Here is a 22,417-nt window from a genome sequence, read left to right on the forward strand (position 1 = left end):
TCGGTGGGTCTCGAGTCGGACAGGGTTGGCGCTGTCCCTCGGTGTCAGGGGCCAGTGGGTCTAGGTCAGGCGACCAGCCAGGCGAAGCGGGTGCGGGTGGTGCCGGGGGTGGCGGTCTTGACCGCCACGCGCAGGACGGAGATCGGGATGACGCTGTGGCCGTCCGGGCCCGGTTGGGAGATGTAGGGCTTGCCCGCCCAGGCGTCGCCGGAGACCTCGTAGCCGAGGGGGTCCTCGTGGTACTCCCAGGTGGTGGCGCGGTGTTCGCGGGCCACCTCGCCGAGGTACCAGGCGGCGCCTTGGACGAAGTCGGCGTTGGCCGGGGCGGTGAAGTCGTCCAGGGTCGGGGTCCTGGTGAGGACCAGGTGCTCCACGGCGTCGAGCGACTCCACCGAGAAGTCCCACTCGCGCCCCGAGTCGGCCGCCCACCGGTCCCACTTGGCCGCGCGCTCGTCGAGCCACGCCGCCAGCCACGGGTGCGTCGAGCGGGTGACCGCGCGCTCCGGCAGCGGCGGCAGGCTCTCGGCGACCTCGGTGAAGATCGTGCCCGCGCGGGTCTGGACCGCCTGGCCCATCAGCAGCGTCGGCACGATCAGACCCGGGCCGACGTGCGCGCCGGGCACCACCACCGGCACGTCCGCGCGCTCGTCCCACTCCCACTCGCCGCCGCTGAGCCTGCGCAGCGCCTCGCCGAGGTAGGCCACCACCGACTCGGTGAACGACGGGTCCTCGCCGGGCACGAACCGCTCGACGAACGCCGATTCCAGGTGCCGCAACGACTCCACCGAGTAGTCGAGCGGGAATCCGCCGCAGACGTAGAAATCGCGCAGGCGGTCGACGAACGGGTCGACGTCCGCGCGCCACTGTTCCCCGGGGTCCGTCACACCCGCGAGCCTACCAACTTCCCGCCACGCCACGGTGTCCGCGCGGATACCGGGCGCTGACCAGTCAACGCCGACCCCGGTCCGCGAAACTGCCGGTGGGAACGCCGGGAATCGCCTGCCCGCGGCCGGGTGCCGGGTGTACGGTCCGGTGATTCATCGAGGTGGCAGGGGGTGCCGCCGTCGACGACGCCCCGTGCCGGAGGGGACCCGCTTTGAGTTCTGCCAAGGGGGGCTCGCTGTCCCGGCGAGTCACAGGAGCCGCTGCCGCGCTGGCGGTGCTGGCCACGGTCGTCACGTGGTCGCCACCGGTCGCCGACGCCCAGGCGGCGCAGCGGTGCGCGGACATGTTCAACGTCACCAAGCCCACGCCCGCGCGCAACCAGCTGCCCGGCTTCGGCAACAACGTGCCCGCGCCCAAGAACGCGAGCCGGTACGACTACGACAACCCCGGTGAGGCGGCGCGTGGACTCGGCCTGCCCGACCCGGAGGACCTGGCGGACTACGGCGAGGACAGCTCGCCCTACAAGCCCGGCAGCAAGGAACACGTCTACACCACCTGGAACGCCTACCAGAAGCGCAAGGCCAAGGAGCTCAAGGACTGGAACGACGGCGGCCAGGTCGGCAAGAAGCCCAGCGAGGCGCTGCCGTACCAGAAGTGGCTCAACCGCTACGTGCCGAACATGGGCAACGACAACAAGGGCACCGCGTTCGAGGGCCACGCCACCCGCGACATCGGACTCGGCGGCGCCGACTGGATGTGCCAGGACCGCATCCGCGACGCCCAGGGCCGCCCGGTCAGCGGCCGGTTCTACGACGCCATCAACCACCGCGAGAAGCTGATCTACGAGTTCAAGGCGGGCAGCGGCGTCGACCGCGAGCAGGTGCGCCGCGACCAGGAGTTCGCGCGCCGCCACGGCTACCGCATCCAGTACGTCTTCGGCCGCAACCCGAGCAGGGCGGCCCGGCAGGCGCTGGTCGACGCGGGCCTCGAACCCGCCGAGACGCGCCGGGCGACCGGGCGGGTGCTCAAGCCCGGTGTGCCTGCGCCGGGACCGTCCTCCGGGCTGCTGAACCCGACCCCGGCGAACCCGGGCAAGGGCGCGGCCACCGACCTGTTCGACAGCGCGGGCCGCAACCGCGAGCAGGCGCGCTCGGTGCAGGACGTCGACGACGACTTCGCCCGCCGGTCCGGCAGGCCTGACGGCAAGGTCGACGGACTGCCCAGGCGCCCCGGCGGCATCGACTTCTCGACCATGGAACTGCGGTACCTGGCCGAGCAGCCCGAGGGCGGCGCGGTCGAGTTCGCGTTCGAGGCCGACGAGAACGCCAACGAGGAAGAGGAGCCGTCGTTCGGCGGGTTCGAGGTGGCGCAGCTGACCTCGGACTCGCTGTTCACCTGGCTCGCGCTGCCGGAATCGTCGTTCTGGGTCAACCTCAACCCCGACCAGCCCGACCAGATCCTCGACGACAAGCTGGCGAGCACCGACGCCGGTCGGGTCCTGCTGGAGGCGGACCTGCGGATGAAGCACGTGCTGGCGAAGGTGATGGTGCCGGACAACCCGATCGGCACCCGGTTCTGGGACTCGCTGCGCCACGTCAACGGCGCGCCCTGCTGGGTCACCTACCGGGTGTGGGCCGAGGCCGCGCCCGCGTCGGTGCGCGAGGACGGCGGGCAGCTCTACATCCTCGACGCGCCGCTGAAGGTGCAGGCCGAGCCGCTGGCCATCACCGTGCCGCCGGGGCGGGAGTGCACCCAGCCGGAAGAGGTCCAGGAGTACAACTTCGGGCGCATCAAGGACATCCTGATCCCCGAGGTGGAGAAGGCGGTCAACACGACGCCGGACTTCCAGGACCTGCGCAGCGTCTACCACGCGCGGGTCGCGGCGGCCTGGCTGCGGCAGCGCAACGAGGTCAGGCCCAACGCCTACGACCCGATCATCGACAGCGGTGACGTGACCAAGTGGCCGGCGCGCACACAGTGGAGCAAGCAGAAGGTCTACGAGGACTACCTGAAGTCCTTCCGCGACGGCGACTACACCTTCACCCGGGAGTACGAACAGGACGGTGAGGTGCTCACGTTCACCTTCGCCACCGGTGGCGTGGACTTCGGCAAGTCGCCGCGCGCGCCCATCCCCGCGGAGACCTTCACCGCGCAGTACCCGACGCTGCCGGACACGGTCACCGACGCCCGGGCCGACGTCGTCGAGTACGAGGACACCACCGCGTCCTGGCTCGGCGCGGACAACGCCCGCCGGGCCGACCCGCCGACCACCCGGCCGCCGACGACCCAGCCGCCCACGCAGCAGCCGACGGTGAACCCACCGGCGCCGAACCAGCCCGCACCGAACCAGCCCGCGCCGCAGGGCAGTGCGTCGCCGCCGCTGGCGCAGACCGGGGCAGCGCCGCTGGGGCTGATCGGGGTGGCGGCCCTGCTCCTGGCCGCCGGTACCGCGCTGCTGGTCTGGCAGCGCCGCCGTCGCAGGAGTTGACCGAGCGCTGGTCGAGGGGGCGGCCCGTCCGGGTCGCCCCCTCTCGCGTTGACGCAGGTCAGGCGTGCGTTCCCTGTCACATGGACTCCGGCGACGGACAGGTGTAAGCAAGGAGCCACCCGAGGACTGGAGACCCGACATGCGGTACCTGATGACGAGCAAGGCAGGCGGCCAGGCCCCCGACGAGCGCCTCTACCAGGAGATGGGCAAGTTCGTGGAGGAGCTGACCGCGGCCGGTGTGCTGCTGGCGACCGGGGGACTGGCGCCCGCCGGGATCCGGGTGTCCTCGGTCGGCGACGAGATCACCGTGACCGACGGCCCGTTCGCCGAGGCCAAGGAGGCGGTGGCCGGGTTCGCCCTGGTCGAGGTGCGCTCCGCCGAGGAGGCCCTTGAGCTGACCAAGCGGTTCCGGCGCATCGTCGGCGACGGCGAGAGCGTCATCCAGCAGGTCTTCTAGTCCCGTGGTCGACGTCCACCGCACCCTCGACGCCGCCTGGAAGCTGGAGGCGGCGCGGGTGGTCGGTGCGCTGACCAGGATGGTCGGCGACGTCGGGCTCGCGGCGGAGTTGGCGCAGGACGCGCTGGTCGCGGCCCTGGAGCAGTGGCCGCGCGATGGGGTGCCGGACAACCCGGGGGCGTGGCTGACCACGGTGGCCAAGCGCCGGGCGGTCGACCACCTCCGGCGGGCCAAGCGGACCGTGGCGGCGGGGGAGGACGAGCAGGCGCAGGAACCCGACAGCGGCGACGACGTGCTGCGGCTGGTGTTCCTCGCCTGCCACCCCGTGCTGCCCACCGTGCAGCGGGTCGCGTTGACGCTCAAGCTCGTGTGCGGGTTGACGACCGAGGAGATCGCCAGGGCCTTCCTGGTCGACGCGCGGACGATCGCGGACCGGGTGGCCCTGGCGAAGCGGACCCTCGCGTCGCGGCCGCCGCGCGCGGCCGGGCAGCTCGGGTCGGTGCGGGAGGTCATCTACCTCGTGTTCAACGAGGGCTACTCGGCGACCTCGGGCGACGACCTGCTGCGGCCCGGCCTGTGCCTGGAAGCGCTGCGGCTGGGCCGGGTGCTCGCCGAACTGGTCCCGGACGACCCCGAGGTGCACGGCCTGGTGGCGCTGATGGAACTCCAGGCGTCCCGGTCGGCGGCGCGGACCGGGCCCGGCGGCGAACCGGTCCGGCTGCACGAGCAGAACCGCGGCCGGTGGGACCAGCTGCTGATCCGGCGCGGGTTCACGGCTCTGCTGCGGGCGCGGGGGAGCGGGCCGCCCGGACCCTATGTGCTGCAAGCCGCGATCGCCGCCTGTCACGCGGGTGCGCGATCGGCCGAGGAGACCGACTGGGCGCGGATCGTGTCGCTGTACGACGCGTTGGTCCACTTGGTACCGACGCCGGTGGTCCGCCTCAACCGCGCCGTCGCCGTTGGCATGGCCCACGGCCCCGAGGCGGGCCTGGCCCTGGTCGACTCCCTCACCGACGACCTGCGCGACTACCACCTGCACCCCGGCACCCGCGGCGACCTGCTGCTGCGCCTGGGCCGCCACCCGGAAGCCGCCCGCGAGTTCGAACGCGCCGCCACCCTCACCGACAACGCCGCCGAGCGGGCGTTCTTGCGCCGCCGCTCAACCGAAGCCGCCGCCCCTGTCGGCCGCGTGTTGGTCGACGTCGCCGACGAGTTCCTCGCGAGAACCGACCTCGACCGCTCAACCCTGCGCTCTTACGCCCAAACCCTGGCGAGACTCCGCAAGGCAGTCGGCGACCGAACCCCGATCGCGGCCCTGACACCCCAGGACATCGCCACCATGTTCACCGCGGCATGGTCCACCGCGTCCCCGAAGACCTGGAACCGACATCGGGCCGCGGTACGCTCCTTCTGTTCCTGGTCGGGTATTCCAGACCTGACTTCCACTGTGGAGAGACGCAAGGAAGTCAGGAACCGCGCGCAGGCGGTCGAACTCGATCGCGTGTGGCAGCTGCCCGACGCCCCGGTGCGTGAACGCCTACTGTGGACACTCCTGCACGAGTCCGGCGCTCCGGTCCGAGCGGTCCTGGACCTCGACGTCGAGCACCTTGACCTGCCCGGCCGCCGCGCCACCGGCCCGATCTCCTTGCGGTGGCGCGAGAACGCGGCCCACCTCCTACCGCAAGTCCTGGCGGGCCGAACCGCGGGCCCGCTGTTCCTCGCCGACCGCCGCCCCGGCCCCGGGCGCCCGCCGCGAGAAGGAGACCTCTGTCCCGTCACCGGTCGAGGCCGGTTGTCCTACGAGCGGGCCGAGTACCTGTTCAAGCGCGCCACCGGTCTCACCCTGGGCGCGCTGCGCCACTAGCCACCACCGGTAGGGGTGCGGGAAATGGGGATGAACCACACCCCTACCGGCGCGACACCGCAGGCGGGCGGCGTCGGCGGTGGTGGCTACTCGTCGAGGAAGTCGGGCTGCTCGGCGACGATCTCGTCCCAGAGCAGCTGGAAGCTGAACCAGCCCAGCTGCCGGTCGCCGAAGCCGTCCTTGGCGGCGACGGCCTGCTCGTGCGCCATCGGCTTGGGGTCACCGGCGGCCAGGGCCAGCAGCTGGACCTCGGCGCAGCTGTCGAAGGTGAAGAACCAGTGCACGGCCTCCTCCAGCGACCCGCCCACGGTGATCAGACCGTGGTGGCGCAGCAGGATCGCCCGCTTGTCGCCCAGCTTCTCGGCGATGTCGCGGCCCTGCTCGACGGCGACCGACGGGCCGCGGTAGTCGTCGTAGAGGACCTGGTCCTGGTAGAACGCCGCCGACTCCTGGTCGTAGGGCTCCAGCAGCCTGCCCAGCGCGCCCAGCGCCCTGGAGTGCGCGGTGTGCGCGTGCGCCGCGGCCTCCGCGTGCGGACCGAGGTCGTGGATCGCCGAGTGGATGACGAACGCGCTCGGGTTGACCGGGTGCTTGCCCTCGACCACGGTGCCGTCGCTGTCGACCAGGATCAGGTCGCTGACCTTGACCAGCTTGAACGACACGCCGAACGGGTTGACCCAGAACAGGTTCGGCTGCTCGGGGTCGCGCACCGAGATGTGCCCCGAGATGCCCTCGCCGAAGCCGTACTTGCCGAACAGCCGCAGCGCGGCCGTTAACCGCTGCTTGCGGTGCTTGCGTTCAGCGGCTGGGTCGTCGAAGGTGGCGGCCGAGGGCATCGGCAGGCCGGTGTGGGTGTCGGCGAGGTAGCCGGGCTTCACTTGCTCCACAGTGGACATCAGAGAAACTCCTCCAGGCTCAAGGGGGTGTCAGGCGGGCAGCAGCTCGTCGGCGCGGACCGCGGTCGCGCTGCTGTGCTCGCTGATCGCGGCGGCGATGTCCACCGCGCGGTCCACCAGCGACTGCACGCCGAAGGTGAAGAACAGGCTGCCCAGGGTCGGGTCGCCGAGGCCGTAGAGCCGCGGGTTGGGCACGCCGTCGACGGTCAACCGGCTGGTCGCCCGCTCCACGTGCAGGCCGCCGCGCGGGTGCGGCTCGGCCGCGCCACCGGCCACCAGCGAGCTGAACAGCGGGGTGGCCTTCTCCGAGAGCTTGCGCAGCCGCGCGTTCACCGCGTTGACCACGACATCGGCCCGGTGCTCGGTGGTGTGCTCACCGCGGGCGGTGGCGAGTCGGAAGCCGTGTCCGGTCGGCTCGATCCCCACCAGCCCGCTGACCAGCTCCACCTGGCCCGCGTCGATCAGCCGCAGCAGCACCGCGGCGTTGCCCGGCGGCATCGGGCAGCACAGGCTCATCAGCGCGCGGTCGTTCTCCGCCAGGACGAGGTTCTTGTCCTGCTCGGTCAGCAGCGGCCAGATGTCCGGCCCCGCCTCGGGCACCGCCTGCTGCACGATCCGCATCGCGATGCTCGGCGAGTCCACCTCGGCCAACTGCCTGCGCAGCCGGTCGACCGCGTCCTCGGAGCGCACCGCGTCGATCTCGCGGCGCACGGTCGCGATGTCCTCGCCCGCCTCCGCCAGTTCCGCGGCCATCACCGCGACCAGGTCGGTCAGGGTGAGCCGCTCGCCCTGGGCGGCCAGCGCCCGGAACCGCGCCGGGGTGAAGTGGCGCAGCACGTGGTGCACCGGCCGCTGGCGGACCCCGGGCAGCACGTTGCGCCGGGAGAACAACCGGATCCGGCCCTGGTGCCCGCGCGCGGCCAGCGCCAATACCACGTCCACCGCGGTGAGCCCAGCGCCGATCAGGGCGATGTCGGCGTCGGGAGCGATACCACTCAACGAGTCCCGAACGGGATACGGTTCCCCGATGAATCCAGGATGTCCGGAAAGCGCGTACAGGTCGGCCGGTCGGCCCGCTCCCACGCTGAACACAGCATAGTCCACATCGTGCCGGACTCCCTTGTCCGTCCACATGCTGAGCCCGTCCGGAGTGGACTGCGCCCGCTCCACCCGGTTGCGTACCAATTCCACCCGCCAGCCGCGCCGCACTAGTGCCAAAAGCGCAGCGCGGGCCGACTGTTCGAGGTAATCCCCGTAGACCGCGCGGGGGACGAACTGGGCCCCCGACAGGGGGTCGGCATAGGCCGAACGTGAACCCTCGAACAGGTTCCGGCCCGCCAGCCACTCCGCCATGTGGTGATCATCACCCGCCCGCACCGACATGTCCTGCGGGGTCGCGTTGACCCGGACGACATCGAGGTCAGGCTGGTACGGCCTGCCCCGCCACAGGTGCTTCGACGGCTCGAACACGGTGATCGCGCCCGGTGCCAGGTCGGTCCGCGCCGCGAGCGCGTCGAGCAGGCACACCGCGGACGCACCGCCGCCGACCACGCCAATTCTGGATAAGGACGACATGTCCCCCCTTTGTTATCCGAACCCCCGGTGGTGTCAAACGCCAGCCCGGCGTAATCAGTGCGCGCAAAAAGAGCATCGTTGTCGCACTGTTCGGCCTCACATTACCGCCGGGGTTGGGGTCGGGTTAGCGATCTCGCGCGCAGTCAGTTGCGAATAAGCGCAGCGGTACCCCTGTAGACGACGAGTTACCCCCTGTATACCTACAGTGATCGTATTGTGATGCATCTGGCTGTACGGTTTTGGGTGATTCCCAAAAACCAGTCACCGGGTTAGTCGGCTCCGGTACGCTCGCGGGCGGAGTTTGCCCGGCCATGGTCCAACAGAAGATCCCGGGGGTCGGCCAGTGACCAATGCGTCCGTCGCGGTTGCCGCGTCGCCGGTTATCGAACCGGCGCGCGCGTTCGACCTGTGGGGCGACGAGGTCCGCCGGGTCTGCGGCACGCTGCAGGTGATCGGCGACCGGGACCGCTTCGGCGCGGGCACCATCGCCACCAGGGTGTTCGGCGCCATGCGGGTGTCGCGGATCACCGCGGACCCGCACGCGGTGGTGCGCCACGACCGGGTCGCCAGCAACGAGGGCGGCCACGTCTACGTGGTGACCCTGCTCAACGGCACCGCCCGGCTCTGCCAGGACGGCACCGACATCACCGTGCGCACCGGCGACCTGGTCGCCTTCGACAGCAGCAGGCCCTACACGCTGGCCATGCCGCAGCCGTTCACCATGGTCGGGGTGCGCGCCCCGCACCGCTCACTGGGGATGACCCCGCAGAAGACCAGCTCCATCACCGCGGCGCCGTGGAACGGCAAGACCGGGGTCGGCGCGCTGGCCAGCCACACCTTCGCCGCGCTGGGCTACCACCTGGCCGAGCTCGACGACGCCGCCCGCGAGCCGCTGGGCACCACCGTCAGCGGGATGATCACCACGCTGTTCGCCGAGCGGCTGTGCTCGGCGGTGGTCGACCCGGCCGCCGCCAGGCAGCTGCTGGTGCTGCGGATTTGCGGATACGCGCAGGAGCACATGGGCGACAGTGCGCTGAGCCCGGCGATGCTGGCCCGCCGCCACAACATCTCCCTGCGCTACCTGCAGGTCCTCTTCGCCGAGCAGGGGTCGAGCCCGGCCCGCTGGATCCGCGACCAGCGGCTGGAGCGGCTGCGCACCGACCTGGTCAACCCGCGCTACGACCACCTGACCGTCTCGGCCATCGCCGAGCGCTGGGGTCTGGTGGACGCCTCGCAGGTCAGCAGGCTGTTCCGGATGAAGTACGGGGTCTCGCCGCGCGAGTACCGCAGGACGCGCGGCGAGACCGCCGGGCTCAGCCCGCTCAGTCCTCTCGGTCGTGTGGCACCGGGTTGGCGCTGAACCGCTCGGGTCGCACGAACACCGCGGCCCTGCGGTCGGCGGCCATCTCCCGGTCGTAGACCTCGAAGTCGTCGTGCTGCCCGCCCGCCGCGGTGTAGATCTCCCGCAGCAACGACGGCAGCCGTTCGGCGGACACGCCCTCGTGCGCGTCGTCGGGTCCGGCGATCTCCACCCCGCCCGCGACCGCGATCCAGTCCCACCCGGCGCGGAACACCAGCGTCGCCCTCGGGGTTCGCCGCAGGTTGCGCAATTTGGTGGTACCGCCGCGCGAGACCAGTGCCAGCACGCGCTCACCGGTGACCGGGTGCTCGACCAGCCCCACGTTCACCACCGAGGTCGCGGGCTCCCCGTCGGCGCGCTGCGTCACCAACACCGCCAACCAGTCCTGTGTGGACGCCAGCGCGACCACCCTGGCCAGCCCTGACTCCGTGTCGAACCCCTTGCCCGCCATGCGGACCACACCCCTCGTCCTGTGCGTGAAATGAGCAGAGAGCGTGCGCGCAAGCACCACGGCAGGCGCACCCCGCGCGGATACTATCGGTGGCGACGGGATGGGGCAGCGCAGGTGATGGGGATCGCCCGCCGCCCACGGCGCGCACGCGGCCCCCCGGTACGGCATCGACCGAGCACAAGACTTCCGAGTAGGAGCCTGCGGTGGGCGTTGACTTGCGCGTAGCCATGCGGAACTTCGCAACCGGTGTGTGCGTGATGAGCACCAAGGTCGACGGTCCGGACGGTCCGGAGCACGACGCGGTGACCGTCAACTCGCTCACCTCGCTGTCGCTGGACCCGCCGCTGGTGTCGGTCTGCCTGCGCCGCGACTCGGTGTTCCTGGCCGACCTGCTGGTCAGCGGCAGCTGGGCGGTGTCCATTTTGGACATCGGGGCGTCCGACGTCGCCAGGGCGTTCGCCACCAAGCGCGAGCACCGCAGGGCGGCGCTGGCCACGGTGTCGGCGGTGCCCGGCGAGCACACGGGCGCGCTGGTGCTCGACGGGCCGAGCTGGCTGGAGTGCGGCCTGCGGCAGGTCGTCGAGGTCGGCGACCACACGCTGCTCATCGGCGACGTGCTGGCCACCGGCAGCCAGGACCGGCGCCCACCCCTGGTTTTCCTGCACGGCGAGTACCACGCCGTTGGCGCAGGCGGCGCCAACCGGCACGACAGGGAGGTTCGCACCCGATGACCAGATCGGAAACGGCAAGCGCCGCACCTGAGGCGGGAAGCGCCGAGTCGCGGGCGGCCGGTGTTGCGGCCGCACTGGCCGCGGCCGAGGGCATCGTCGGCGCCGACCGGGTGAGCGGGGGCGGGCCGGGCGACAACACCGGGCTGTTCCGCAGGCGCGACACCGTCGCCACCATCAAGCCGAGCACCGCCGACGAGGCCCAGCGCGTCGTCCAGGCGTTCGCCGCGGCCGCGGGCGGGGTGTCGCTGCACGCCTACAGCACCGGGCGCAACTGGGGTCTGGGGTCGCGGGAGTCCGCGACGGACAACGTGGTCGCGCTCGACCTGTCCGGGCTCTCGGCGATCCGCGACATCGATGTCGCCGCGGGCTGGGCGGTCGTCGAGCCCGGTGTCACCCAGGGCCACCTGGCCGGGCTGCTCGCCGACACCGACCGGATGGTCAACGTGACCGTCTCCACCGCGCACTCCAGCGTCCTGGGCAACGCGCTCGACCGCGGTGTCGGCCTGCGCCACCAGCGGGTCGAGGACCTGGTCGGCCTGGAGGTCGTGCTGCCCGACGGCGAACTGGTGCACGTCGGGTGGTGGCCGGAGGCCGAGCGCAAGACCCCGGTGTACCCGCACACGCTCGGCCCGTCGCTGGTGCAGCTGTTCGTCCAGTCCAACCTGGGCATCGTCACCGGCGCGACCGTCCGGCTGCTGCCGCGGCCCGAGGCGCTGCGGGTGGTCCGCCTCAACTACACCCCCGAGAACCTCGGCCCCGCCACCGCGCTGCTGCGCCGCTGGGTCTCCCAGGGACTGGCCTCGGGCGTGCCCAAGTTCTACAACCCCACCGCCGCGCGCGGGTACGGCAGCGCTCCCGGCCAGTTCCTCGCGCACGTCCCGGTCGACGGCACCGAGGCCTCGGTCGCCGCGCTGAGCGCCATCATCGCCGACGAGGCGGTCAAGTCCGGTGTGTTCACCGAGGTGTCCACCACCGACGCCACCGACCCCGGCGCGCCGCACCACGAGGTCACCAGCCTCGTGGAGCGCTCCTACCTCGGCGACCCGGACGTCTCCGACCGGGTGTTCGAGCAGAAGATGGGCATGCGGGCCGACCAGCTCGACACCGACCTGGGCTTCCTGTTCTTCCTGCCGCTGCTGCCCTTCACCGCCGAGGCCGTGGTCACCGCCGAGCGGCTGCTCGGCCAGGTGCACACCGAGACCGGGATCCTCGCGGGCGGCACCGGCAACGTGCTCGGCGACGACCTGGTCGACCTCGTGGTCGCCATGAAGTTCGACCGGGCCGACGCGCAAGCGGCGCACCGGGCACTGGACCGGTTGTACGAACTGTTCGCCGAGCAGGGCTTCCTGCCCTACCGGCTCGACGTCGACCACCACGAGTGGATCGACCGGGTCGGGGGCCGACCGAGCGCCAGGGCGTTCGCCAGGCGGCTCAAGGATTCCCTCGACCCGACCGGGGTCATCGCGCCCGGTCGCTACCTCTAGGCCAGGAAGGGCACGCAATGACCATTGTCGACACCGTTGAGACCACCGCGCCGCTGACCGCGCAGGACGTCCTGGCCAGGGCCAGGGCCGCGGTGCCCCTGCTGCGCGAGCGGTCGGTGGACATCGAGCGCGAGCGCTGTCTGCCCGCCGACGTGGTGGAGCTGCTGCGCTCGACCGGCGCCTTCCGGGTGGCGCTGCCCAAGGACAAGGGCGGCCCCGAGCTCAACCCGATGGAGCAGACCCAGTTCATCGAGACCCTCGCCACCGGCGACATCTCCGCCGCCTGGTGCGCCATGATCGGCATGGACACCCCGCTCTACGCCCGCTTCCTCGGCGAGGAGGTCTCCGCCGAGCTGTTCACCGACGACGACACGGTGACCGCGGGCCTGATCCTGCCGATCGGCCGCGCCGACCGCGTCCCCGGCGGGTTCAAGCTCAACGGCCGCTGGGGCTTCGGCAGCGGCATCACCCACGCCGACTACGTCGTGGCGGGCGCCTTCGTCCACACCGACGGCGAGCCCGAGGCCAGCCCCACCGGGCAGCCGATGCACTGGCGCATCCTGATCGCCAAGCGCGACCAGTTCGTCGTGCACGACACCTGGCACACCACCGGCCTGGCGGGCAGCGGCAGCCGCGACTACGAGGCCGTCGACCTGTTCGTCCCCGAGGCGCACTCGTTCAGCTTCGCCACCGCCACGGTCTCCGGCCCGAACTCCACCCCGGACGCCATCCTGCGCAACATGCCCGGCGTCCCGCTCGGCCTGGCCCGCGCCGTGCTCGACTTCGTCCGCGAGCTCGCGGTCACCCGCACCGACCGGATGAGCGGCGTGCCGTGGTCGGAGATCTACCGCATCCAGTACACCATCGCCGAGGCGGAGATGGAGCTCGGCGCGGTCCGCGAGCAGGTCTACGGCTCGCTGCGCACCCAGTGGGAGCTGCTCAACGCGGGCATCGAGCTCACCCCGGACCAGCGGGTCGCCACCGTGCTGGCCCGCACCAACGCCTTCCGGGTCGCCCGCTCGATCGTCATCAAGCTCGCCGACCTGGTCGCCACCGCGTCCATCTACAAGCCGTCCCCGCTCGACCGCTGGCTGCGCGACGCGCAGACCATGCGCCAGCACGTCATCGCCCAGGACCAGGTCCTGCAGTCGGTCGGCGCGCACCTGCTCGGCGGCACCCCCAGCAACCCGTTCAGCCTCGGCATCGTGCAATAAGACACCGCGCAGTAGGCGTCTTCCACCAAGGCGTCGTCCTTGTGGACACCAGTGCGAAACGCAACGGCCCCGCGATGGTCATCGCGGGGCCGTTGTGCTGTCCGTCCCCGGCGGGAGGACGGCAGACCTCGTTGGTGCTACTGGGCTATCACAGCGGTGTGGTCGGGAACCTGTTCATGTGGCTGGGTTCCGTTGCCTGTATCGGTTCCGGAACGCTTCGCTGTCCACTCCAGCTCCCGTAACACTCCGTTGTCGCGTTACGCCCCGACGATCACCTGGGGGTCGCCGGTGTACCACACGTTGTCGATCGTCACGTGCTTGATGCGCCAGCGCTTCCCGTCGCGCACCAGGGTCGCGGCGTAGAGGTTCTTGAGCAGCGCGTGCCTGCTGTGGTCGTCGGCGGGCAGGTGCTGCGCCTCCACGATCGCCGACAGGCTCGCGGTGTCACCGTCCACGCTGACCCGGGTGTTGGTGACGCTGTGCGTGGTGTGCAGCCGCGGGTCGAGCACGATGCCCGCGATCATCTCGATGCCCTCGAACAGCGGCACCTCCAGCCCGCACTTGGTCGCCGCGGGCCGGAAGTCGAACTCGGCGTCGGTGGTGAACGCCGACTCGAACAGCGCCCGGTCGCCCAGGTCGCGGCCGAACGCGAAGCGGTGCAGGGTGTCGACGATCTCCTGCCGGTCGACCAGTTCCTGCAGCGCGGACGCGGTGTCGGCGGCCAGCGCGGTGTCCGTCGTGACGTACACGGTTCTCCTTCTTCGGTGGGGGTGTGTTGCTGACTGACTGTCCGGTGTGGAGGTCAGATCGCGGCGAGACCGCGCAGGGCGGCCCGCCGCGGCTTGCCGGTGCGGGTCTTGGGGAACTCCCCGTCGGCCAGGTAGACGACCCGGCTCGGGTCGACCCCGTGCCCGGCCCGCACCGCGGAGCGCACGGCGCCCTCGTCCGGCGCGCCCTCGACGAACAGCACCAGGCCGTCCGCGCCGACCGCGGCGCCCACGGACCCCTTGCGGGCACCGGGGAGCTCGGACACCGTCGCCTCGATCGCGCTCGCGTGGTGCGACCGCCCGCCGACGCGCAACGCGCCCGCGGTGGTGCCGGTGATGGTGAGCAGTCCGTCGCGCACCAACGCGATGTCACCGGTGTCGAGCCAACCGTCCACGGTGAACGGTGTGCTCCCGGTGTCGGTGTAACCGGGGGTCACCGAGTCGCCGCGGACCTGCATCCGGCCCTCGGTGCCCGCCTCGACGACGACGCCGTTGTCGTCGACGACCCGGACGGAGATCCCGGCGTGTGGCCTGCCGACCGGGACCGGGTCGGTCACCGCGGCCGGGTCGACCCGCAGGTCGATCACCCCGGCCGAGGTCTCGGACATGCCCCAGCCCGGCCGCACGGCGTCCGACGGGAGGCCGAACGGCGCCAGGGCCGCGGTGAACCGGCGCAGCGTGGCGGCGCGCACCGGCTCGCCGCCGTTCATCACGTAGTGCAGGCCGGTCAGGTCCCAGGTGCCGGTGCCCGCGCGCTCGGCGATCGCCTCCAGCGCGGAGGTGGTGCCCCAGGCGACGGTGACGCCGAACCGGTCGGCGATGTCGAGCCAGCGCGCCGGGTCGGCGGTGATCCACAGCCGGTGCGCGTGCACCTGCGTGCAGGCCAGTTGGGTGTCGCGCAGGTGGAACATCACCAGGCCGCCGACGTGGTCGAGCGGCATGGAGTTGAAGGTGACCTCGTGCTCGTCGAGGCCGTTGTCCTCGATGGTGGCCGCCGACCGGCTCAGCACGTTGCGGTTGGTCAGCGGCACCGACTTCGGCGCCCCCGAGCTGCCCGCGGTGCTGGTGAGCAGGACGGCGTCGTCCAGCTCGGTCTGCACCCGGTCCTCGTCGGGCGGGCCGTCGACCAGCTTGGCCACCGGGCCGACCCACCTGGGGCCGCGCGGCAGCGGCTCGTCGGCGACCAGCCAGCGGTACTCGGGCCCGAGCCCGCTCGGCGCCGCGCCCGTGGGCACGGCGACGAACCCGCCGAGCACGCAGGCCCAGAACGCGGTGACCAGGTCGCGGTTGTCCGCCTGGTGCACCACGACCCGCTCGCCGACGCGCACCCCGGCCCGGCGCAGCCCGCCGAGCACCCGCGAGGCGGCGTCGAGCAGGTCGGCGTAGGACAGCCGCGACTCGGTGCCGTCCGCGGCGATGAAGTGGATCGCGGTCCCGATCGAGCGGGCCGCTGCCCTGGTGAGCACCTCGCCGAGGCCGTGCGCGTCCAGTTGCGGGGACGGCCCGCCGTGGATGACCGACAGCTCCGACATGGAACCCCTCCTTCTCCGCAGCAGTGCGGGGCGCGCCGGTCGGCACGCCCCGCACTGCGGTGGGGTACTAGGCGGCGACGCGCTTCTTGCGCAGCGCCGAGACCAGGGTGGCCAGCAGCGTCAGCGCCGAGACACCCGTGATCACGTACATGCCGTTGTGGTAGCTGTCAATGGTGTTCGTGGCACCCGCGCCGCCCTGGCCCGCCGCCATGGTGGCGGTGACCACGGCCAGCAGCAGCGCCGCGCCGACCTGGTAGCCGGTCTGCAGCACACCCGCGGCCAGGCCCTGCTCCGAGTCGGCCACACCGCTGGTGGCCTGCACGTACGAGCCGGTGAACGACAGCGGGAAGGCCACGCCGATGAGCAGCATGGTGGGCAGCAGCACCGCGACGTAGCTGGAGTCGGTGTCGATGCGCAGGAAGGAGATGTAGGCCAGGGTGTAGGCCACGAAGCCCGCGAACATCATCCACTTCGGGCCGAACTTGCCGAGCAGGCCACCGGCGCGCGGGGCGATGATGGCGATCAGGATGCCGCAGGGCAGGAACGCCAGCGCCATCTCCAGCGGCGACCAGCCCCGGGTGTCCTGCAGGTACAGCGAGCCGATGAACTGGAAGCTCATGTAGGTGCCCAGGATGGCCGCCGCGGTCAGCGCCGCGCCGATCAGGCCGCCGTTGCGCAGGAAGCCCAGGCGGATCAGCGGGTTGGCGGTGTTGCGCTCGATCAGCGCGAAGGCCACGACCAGCACGATGACGCCCGCGAACTGCAGCAGCGTCTGCGCCGAGACCCAGCCGACCTCGGGGGCGCGCACGATGGTGAAGACCAGCAGCAGCATCGCGCCGGTCACGCTGATGGCGCCCGGGATGTCGTAGTGGCGCTTGCCGGTGGCCGCCTCGTCCTTGCGGACCAGGACGGAGGCGCCGACGAGGATGGCCAGCGCGATCGGCACCGGCAGCAGGAAGGTCCAGCGCCAGCCGATCTCGGTGAGCAGACCACCGGCGACCAGGCCGAGGGAGAAGCCGAACGCGCCGCAGGCGGTGTAGATGGCGACGGCCTTGTTGCGCGCGGCGCCCTCGGGGAACTGGGTCAGGATGATCGCCAGACCCGCGGGCGCGGTGAACGCCGCGGCCACACCCATGACGAACCGGGCCGCGATGACCAGGAACCCGTCGTTGGCCAGGCCGCCGATCAGCGACGCGATGCCGAAGACGGCGACGGCAACCAGGAACACCTTGCGCCTGCCGACCAGGTCGGCCATCCGGCCGCCGAGCAGCAGGAACCCGCCGAAGCCGAGCACGTAGGCGCTGACCACCCACTGCACCGACGAGGTGGACATGCCCAGCTCCTGCTGGATGGGCGGCACCGCGATGCCGACCATGGCGTTGTCCAGCGCGTCGAGGAACATGGCGCTGCACAGCACGATCAGGGTGGCCCAGAGCCTGCCACTCCACTTCTCGCCGTCGGTGGCCTTCGGCTCGGTCACCTCGGACTTCGGGTCCACCACCGGCGGCGGCGTCTCCTGCGGCGTCGCTTCCTGTGACGCGGTCATGGCTTTTCCCCACTCCAGGTTGAACTACAGGGTCTCGGACGGAAACAATTTTTGAACTTGAGGTACAAAACTCCCGCGCGGTCAGCCGCCCCGGTGACCGCGGGGGATGACCGTCAGATCGCCATGATCGCGGCGTCGATCGCGGCGTCGAACCGGGAGCGGTCCACCCTGGCCTTGGCCAGGACGCGCAGCCCGATCATGGTGCTCTGCATCAGGCAGGCCAGCGCCTTGGGGTCCTTCTCGGCCGCGATCTCGCCCGCCTGCTGCGCGGCGATGAACGCCGTGTGCAGCACCGCCTGGGACGAGTCGAACGACCGGCCGAGCAGCCGCGCGGCGTGCTCGTCGTGCGGACCTATCTCCACCGCGCTGTTGACCACCAGGCAGCCGCACCGGTCCGGGTCGGCCAGGTCGGCGTCGACGAACCCGGTGAGCATCGCCCTGATCCGGTCCCGGATGGTCCCCTCGGTGTCGAGCACGGCCCTGAGCTCGTGCAGCGACACCCCCGCGTAGTGCTCCAGGCTGCGCAGGAACAGCTCGTGCTTGCTGCCGAAGGTGTTGTACAGGCTGCCCTTGCCGATCCCGATGCTGTCGGCGAGGTCCTGCGGGGAGGTCTCGGCGTAACCGTTGACCCGAAAGGTCTCGGCGGCCTGCGCCACCGCCCGATCAGGGTCGAATTTCCGGGGTCTCCCCATGGTCGGGAACGGTAGACTGTTTTAGACCTTGAGGTCAAGTATTCGGCGAGGAGAGCGCTCATGACCTACACCTTCAGCGACCGACCCGGGTGGGACGCGATGTTCCGGCAGGGCGAGCTGACGCTGGGGCTGATGTACCCGCTGGAGTCCTACTCCGGTGCCGTCCCCCGGCTCGACGTCGCCGAACAGGTGGAGCAGTCGGTACTGGCCGACCAGCGCGGGTTCGCCGCGCTCTGGGCGCGCGACGTGCCGCTGCTCGACCTGTCCTTCGGCGACGGCGGGCAGCTCTACGACACCTGGGTCTGGCTGACCCACATCGCCGCCAAGACCAGCCGCATCGCGCTGGCCACCGGCTCCACCGTGCTCCCGCTGCGCAACCCGATCGACGTGGCCAAGGCCGCCGCCTCGCTCGACCAGCTCAGCGGCGGGCGGCTGGTCATCGGCGCGGCCACCGGCGACCGCGGCGTGGAGTTCCCGGCCTACGGGCTCAACCGCGACCACAGCGGCCAGTTGTTCCGCGAGTCGGTCACCACCATCCGGCGGCTGTGGGGCGAGGACTTCCCGGACGTCGACTCCGTCTACGGCACCCTGCGCGGCACCGACCTGCTGCCCAAGCCGGTCGGGCGGCGGATCCCGCTGCTGGTCACCGGCAACAGCCGCCAGGACGTCGAGTGGATCGCCGAGCACGGCGACGGCTGGCTGATGTACCCGCGCCCGATCGTCCAGCAGCGGATGATCACCACCGCCTGGCAGCAGGCGACGCCGGAGTGGAAGCCGTTCGCCCAGTCGCTCTACATCGACCTGGAGGAGGACGCCAACGGCGTGCCCAAGCCCATCCACCTGGGCTTCCGCTCCGGCTGGCGCGCGCTGGTCGAGCACCTCGGCCAACTGCACGACATCGGCGTCAACCACGTCGCGATCAACCTGAAGTACGGCCGCAGGCCCGCGCCGGAGGTGTTGCAGGAGATCGCGGAGAACGTCCTGCCGCACTTCCCGACCGTTTTCCCGGAGACGGCGAAGGTCCACTGAAGGTCCACTGAAGGTCCACTGAAGGTGCGCTGAGGGTCCCCGCCGGGTCGGGGGAGCGGGGTTCCCCGACCCGGTTCGGCATTCGGCGGACGTGGCGGCCGTCACTGTCCGCGAATGCGAACGACTGTGCACGACCGGGCCATTTCCCGCCATTTCCGCACGTCACGAAACAAAGGGGAAGGAGTTTCAGCAGGGCGCGAGCGGATTTCGTGAACCAGTGAAACGAAGTGCGCCGAGCAGGTCCGCTTCCCGGTGCCCGCGCGCGACGACCTGCACCCCGACCGGACACCCGTCGGCGGTGAACCCGACCGGCACACTGGCGGCCGGGTGGCCGGTGAGGTTGAACAGCCAGGTGAGCGCCGTGCTCATCCGCTCCCCGGGTCCCGCGTGCCCGTGCGGCCCGCTCGGCGTCGTCGGGGTGAGGATGAGGTCCACCCGCTCGAACACCTCGGCCAGCCGGCGCCGGTTCTCCTCCAGGTCGACGGCCTCACCCGCCCGGTGCGCGAACCAGGCCTCCCGCGGGTCGAGCAACTCGACCGGCACCTCCACCAGTGGCAGCTCCACCGCCGCCCTCGCGACCTCCGCCTGCTCTTGGTCGGTGTCGGCGAACCCCAAGGTCGCCGACCACGCCGCCCTCAGTCCGCCCACGTCCGTGCGGGTCATCGGGTCGCGTAGGGGTAGGCGACGGCGCAGTAGTAGTTCGAGGGCGGTGTGTATGTCTGCCGACCACGCGCCGAGGATGCCTGGGGCCACCGTGGTGTCGGAGGTGATCTTGACGCCGGTTACCCCGCACCACGCCGCTGGGATTCGGATCGATCCCGCGCCGTCCGCCCCCGTGGCCAGCGGCACGATCCCCGCCGCCACCGCCACGCCCGAGCCTGCCGAGGAGCCGCCCGGTGTTCGGTCGGGCCGCCACGGGTTTCGAGTCAGGCCTTGGGAGGTCTGCCCCCAGGTCCGCCAGGGCGTGCCCGGGCCTGGCACGCTCGTGGTTCCCAGCACCACGCATCCCGCTGCTGCCAGGGCTTTCCCCACCCGGCGCTCGCCGAACTTCACCCCGATCGGCACTCCGGCGAGCGGCAGCACCTCGCCGTCCCGCAGCCGCCGGTCCACTTCCCGCGCCGCCGCGACGACCTCGTCCTCCGCCACCCGCTGGAACGCGTTGAGCCGCCCGTCCACCTCCCGCCAGCGGCCCAACGCCATCCGCGCCACCTCGACCGCCGACACCTGGCCGCCTGCGACCAGTCGGGCGATGTCGGTGCCCGAGGTGGTCAGGTAGTCGGCGATCACCGCCGGTGCCCTCCGTCGCGTGTGGATCGACTCACTGTCCACACGCGACCGAGCGGGTCAGGCTCCCGCGGTGGGCAGTGCGCGGACGGTGGTCGTCCGGCGGCTGAAGCCTAGCTCGGACTCCGCCTCCACCAGCAGTTCCCGCACCTCCCGCAACCGGCCCGCCACCGAGTCGCGGTGCCGGTGCAGCGCGCGGACCTGCGCCTCCGCGCTGGAGACCACCCGCTGGGCCTGCTCCTCGGCCCGGGCCCGGGCCTCGGCCAACGCCGTGGCCTGCTCGGCCCGTCGCGCGGACATGGCCAGGTCGAAGTCGGCCATCACCCTGGTGCGCAGGCTCTCGGCCTCCTCGTCGAGCTCCTGCCTCCGGCGCTCGGCCGCCGCGGACTGGGCGGTGATCAGCGTGTGCGTGCGGGCCGTCAACGCGGTGTGCTCGGCTTCCGCGACCCGGTTGAGGCGTTCGTGGCGGTCGCGGGCGGAGGTCTCCATCGCGCGGACCGTCGACCAGCTCCTCGCGGCCACCGCCCGTGCTCGCGCCAGCAGTTCCTCGGCCTCCGCCTGGGCCAGCTGGAGGACCCGCCGCGCCCGGTCCTCCGCCCCCGTGAGGTCCACAGGTGCTCGGCAGATCCGGTCGATCCGCTGCCGCAGCACCAGGTTCTCGCGCCGCAGCCGCTCCAGCTCGTCCGCGACCCGTTGCGCCTTCTGCAGCGCGGCGTCACGGTCCTCGCTCACGCACCGCAGATCCTCCTCCGCGCAACGGATGTAGTCGCGTACCTGCCGCTTGCGGTATCCGCGCCAGGCGAGGTCGAAGCCGGTGGACAGCGGCACTATCTCGGACATCGGGAGCCTTCCTCAGAGCAGGATGAGCAGGACGAAGAACAGGCACACCACCACGTTGACCAGCCAGGTGTGGCTGGTCAGCCACTCCCGCACCCGCGGCATCGCCCGCCGGGCCCGGTCGCCGAAAGCCAGGTAGGCCAGCAGGGGCAGCGCGGCGATGACCGTGGTCGCCAGCACGAACGGCCACGCGGCCAGCGCGGGCGACCCGGTGCGGGCGAGGTCGGTGCCGACGGTGAGCAGGACCACCGCGTCGGACGGGAAGAGGGTGATCAGCAGGGCCGCGGTGAGGAACGCCCTGGCCGCGCCCGCCGCCATCATCCCGGTCAGCCACCGCGGCGGCTCGACGCTGTCGCGCTGCACCAGGTTCCACAGCGCCATGCCCACCAGGACCGCCACCAGCGTGATCTCGATGCCCAGCCCCATCGGCTCGACGTCGACCAGGACGAGCCCCGCCAGCCACGACGTCACCACGACGCCCGCGCTCGCCCCCACCGCCACACCGCCGATGAACGCCAGCGACAGGGCGACCGGCCGCCGCGCGGTGACGAACACGAGCGCCGACAGGATCTGCGGCCCCGCCATCATGGTGATCGCCAGCGGCAGGACCGCCGTGCTACCGGACACGCCCACCTCCCGCCACCAGGGAGCGGGGACCGGTCGACAGGTCCCCGCCCCGGTGCCCGCGCGCGGCGCGGGCCGTCGTGGTCATCACGCGAACGCGGTCCGCAGCGCGGTCTCCTGGTCCTCGCTCAGGTTCGTGTGCACCAACTCGGCCTGGTCACCGGGGAACGCGGCGCGGACCCGGTCCACGACGACGTCCTCGGTGAGCAGGAACAGCGCGGACGTGCCCGGGGTGACGGTGGCCCGCACCTGCCCGATGAACGCGTCGTCGATGCCGATGTCGGTGAACTTGCCGCCCAGCGCGCCCGCCGCGGCGCCGACCGCGATGCCCAGGATCGGCATGAAGAACAGGATCCCGAACAGCAGCCCCCAGAACGAGCCGGTCAGCGCGCCCGACCCGGCGAGGCCGTGCAGCTGCTTGGTCTTCGGCTTGTTCGCGCCCTCCGGCCAGGTCACCACCGCCGCGTCGACGAGGGTCACCGTGCCCTCCCGTTGCAGTTCCGCCAAGGTCTCCTGCGCCCGCGCCGCTCCTTCGGCCGTGCCGAACTTCCATACCGTCAAGGTCGCTGACATGCGGTGTTCCCTCCTGGTCGGCCCTGCGTCGTCGACACCCAGCCTCGCCGCGCCACCGGGGCGGGCGCATCGCATCCGGCAGGTGAGGTCCGCGGCGCAACGCCGAAGATCACTTCGGCGTCGTACGG

General features: G+C 71.6%; 20 protein-coding genes. 8 read left to right on the forward strand and 12 right to left on the reverse strand.

What is annotated here, in order from left to right; genetic code table 11:
• Window positions 1-65: 65 nt before the first annotated feature.
• Window positions 66-884 carry a hypothetical protein gene (locus tag BMY07_RS23810; RefSeq protein WP_092782866.1) on the reverse strand — a complete coding sequence of 273 codons (819 nt, stop codon included), beginning with the start codon at window positions 882-884 and terminating at the stop codon, window positions 66-68.
• Between the two features lie 212 nt (window positions 885-1,096).
• Between BMY07_RS23810 and BMY07_RS23815 the strand changes: the two genes are divergently transcribed.
• The 3 genes from BMY07_RS23815 to BMY07_RS35930 all read left to right on the forward strand — a co-directional run bounded on the left by BMY07_RS23815 (window position 1,097) and on the right by BMY07_RS35930 (window position 5,694).
• A complete protein-coding gene (locus tag BMY07_RS23815) occupies window positions 1,097-3,373 on the forward strand; it encodes a hypothetical protein (RefSeq protein ID WP_143073613.1) in 2,277 nt (758 codons plus the stop codon).
• A 139-nt stretch (window positions 3,374-3,512) separates the two neighbouring features.
• A complete protein-coding gene (locus tag BMY07_RS23820) occupies window positions 3,513-3,830 on the forward strand; it encodes a YciI family protein (protein WP_092782871.1) in 318 nt (105 codons plus the stop codon).
• A gap of 4 nt (window positions 3,831-3,834) precedes the next feature.
• The gene (locus BMY07_RS35930) at window positions 3,835-5,694 is read left to right on the forward strand and encodes a DUF6596 domain-containing protein (RefSeq protein WP_092782874.1); all 1,860 of its coding nucleotides are present in this window, start codon (window positions 3,835-3,837) and stop codon (window positions 5,692-5,694) included.
• Between the two features lie 86 nt (window positions 5,695-5,780).
• On the opposite strand, the gene BMY07_RS23830 is transcribed toward BMY07_RS35930, so the two are convergent.
• Window positions 5,781-6,590, reverse strand: a complete 810-nt coding sequence (locus BMY07_RS23830; RefSeq protein ID WP_092782877.1) for a class II aldolase/adducin family protein — start codon at window positions 6,588-6,590, stop codon at window positions 5,781-5,783.
• A 30-nt stretch (window positions 6,591-6,620) separates the two neighbouring features.
• Window positions 6,621-8,165 carry an FAD/NAD(P)-binding protein gene (locus BMY07_RS23835; protein ID WP_092782880.1) on the reverse strand — a complete coding sequence of 515 codons (1,545 nt, stop codon included), beginning with the start codon at window positions 8,163-8,165 and terminating at the stop codon, window positions 6,621-6,623.
• A 343-nt stretch (window positions 8,166-8,508) separates the two neighbouring features.
• Between BMY07_RS23835 and BMY07_RS23840 the strand changes: the two genes are divergently transcribed.
• Window positions 8,509-9,525 (forward strand): AraC-like ligand-binding domain-containing protein, encoded by a 1,017-nt coding sequence (locus tag BMY07_RS23840; protein WP_177215736.1) that lies wholly within the window; start codon window positions 8,509-8,511, stop codon window positions 9,523-9,525.
• Here BMY07_RS23840 and BMY07_RS23845 read toward each other — a convergent pair.
• A complete protein-coding gene (locus BMY07_RS23845; protein WP_092783059.1) occupies window positions 9,488-9,976 on the reverse strand; it encodes a TIGR03618 family F420-dependent PPOX class oxidoreductase in 489 nt (162 codons plus the stop codon). The genes BMY07_RS23840 and BMY07_RS23845 overlap by 38 nt on opposite strands.
• Before the next feature lie 227 nt (window positions 9,977-10,203).
• Here BMY07_RS23845 and BMY07_RS23850 point away from each other — a divergent pair, with 227 nt between their 5' ends.
• The 3 genes from BMY07_RS23850 to BMY07_RS23860 are packed head-to-tail and all read left to right on the forward strand — an operon-like array spanning window position 10,204 to window position 13,405.
• Window positions 10,204-10,707, forward strand: coding sequence for a flavin reductase family protein (locus BMY07_RS23850; protein WP_281245084.1), 504 nt, complete (start codon window positions 10,204-10,206; stop codon window positions 10,705-10,707).
• A complete protein-coding gene (locus BMY07_RS23855) occupies window positions 10,704-12,191 on the forward strand; it encodes an FAD-binding oxidoreductase (RefSeq protein ID WP_092782889.1) in 1,488 nt (495 codons plus the stop codon). The genes BMY07_RS23850 and BMY07_RS23855 overlap by 4 nt, the downstream gene beginning before the upstream one ends.
• Window positions 12,192-12,208: 17 nt before the next feature.
• Window positions 12,209-13,405, forward strand: a complete 1,197-nt coding sequence (locus tag BMY07_RS23860) for an acyl-CoA dehydrogenase family protein (protein WP_092782892.1) — start codon at window positions 12,209-12,211, stop codon at window positions 13,403-13,405.
• A gap of 257 nt (window positions 13,406-13,662) precedes the next feature.
• On the opposite strand, the gene BMY07_RS23865 is transcribed toward BMY07_RS23860, so the two are convergent.
• The 4 genes from BMY07_RS23865 to BMY07_RS23880 all read right to left on the reverse strand — a co-directional run bounded on the left by BMY07_RS23865 (window position 13,663) and on the right by BMY07_RS23880 (window position 17,942).
• The gene (locus BMY07_RS23865) at window positions 13,663-14,154 is read right to left on the reverse strand and encodes a nuclear transport factor 2 family protein (RefSeq protein ID WP_092782895.1); all 492 of its coding nucleotides are present in this window, start codon (window positions 14,152-14,154) and stop codon (window positions 13,663-13,665) included.
• A 53-nt stretch (window positions 14,155-14,207) separates the two neighbouring features.
• Window positions 14,208-15,704: an AMP-binding protein gene (locus BMY07_RS23870; RefSeq protein ID WP_092782898.1), complete on the reverse strand. Its 1,497-nt coding sequence runs from the start codon at window positions 15,702-15,704 to the stop codon at window positions 14,208-14,210.
• A 67-nt stretch (window positions 15,705-15,771) separates the two neighbouring features.
• Complete coding sequence (locus BMY07_RS23875) at window positions 15,772-17,250, reverse strand: MFS transporter (RefSeq protein ID WP_092782901.1); 1,479 nt, start codon at window positions 17,248-17,250, stop codon at window positions 15,772-15,774.
• A 113-nt stretch (window positions 17,251-17,363) separates the two neighbouring features.
• Window positions 17,364-17,942: a TetR/AcrR family transcriptional regulator gene (locus BMY07_RS23880; RefSeq protein WP_092782904.1), complete on the reverse strand. Its 579-nt coding sequence runs from the start codon at window positions 17,940-17,942 to the stop codon at window positions 17,364-17,366.
• 60 nt (window positions 17,943-18,002) lie between these two features.
• Between BMY07_RS23880 and BMY07_RS23885 the strand changes: the two genes are divergently transcribed.
• Complete coding sequence (locus BMY07_RS23885) at window positions 18,003-18,971, forward strand: LLM class oxidoreductase (protein WP_218150741.1); 969 nt, start codon at window positions 18,003-18,005, stop codon at window positions 18,969-18,971.
• A gap of 186 nt (window positions 18,972-19,157) precedes the next feature.
• Here BMY07_RS23885 and BMY07_RS23890 read toward each other — a convergent pair whose 3' ends face one another.
• From BMY07_RS23890 to BMY07_RS23905, 4 genes are all read right to left on the reverse strand, one after another.
• A complete protein-coding gene (locus tag BMY07_RS23890) occupies window positions 19,158-20,258 on the reverse strand; it encodes an amidase (RefSeq protein WP_218150742.1) in 1,101 nt (366 codons plus the stop codon).
• A gap of 57 nt (window positions 20,259-20,315) precedes the next feature.
• On the reverse strand, window positions 20,316-21,095 hold the full coding sequence (locus BMY07_RS23895) for a coiled-coil domain-containing protein (RefSeq protein WP_092782907.1): 780 nt from the start codon (window positions 21,093-21,095) through the stop codon (window positions 20,316-20,318).
• Window positions 21,096-21,107: 12 nt separating this feature from the next.
• A complete protein-coding gene (locus BMY07_RS23900) occupies window positions 21,108-21,719 on the reverse strand; it encodes a GAP family protein (RefSeq protein WP_245782609.1) in 612 nt (203 codons plus the stop codon).
• A gap of 84 nt (window positions 21,720-21,803) precedes the next feature.
• Window positions 21,804-22,289: a DUF1269 domain-containing protein gene (locus BMY07_RS23905; protein ID WP_092782910.1), complete on the reverse strand. Its 486-nt coding sequence runs from the start codon at window positions 22,287-22,289 to the stop codon at window positions 21,804-21,806.
• Window positions 22,290-22,417: the final 128 nt, after the last annotated feature.

It is taken from the genome of Actinokineospora terrae (assembly GCF_900111175.1).
In the GTDB taxonomy this organism is placed as follows: domain Bacteria; phylum Actinomycetota; class Actinomycetes; order Mycobacteriales; family Pseudonocardiaceae; genus Actinokineospora; species Actinokineospora terrae.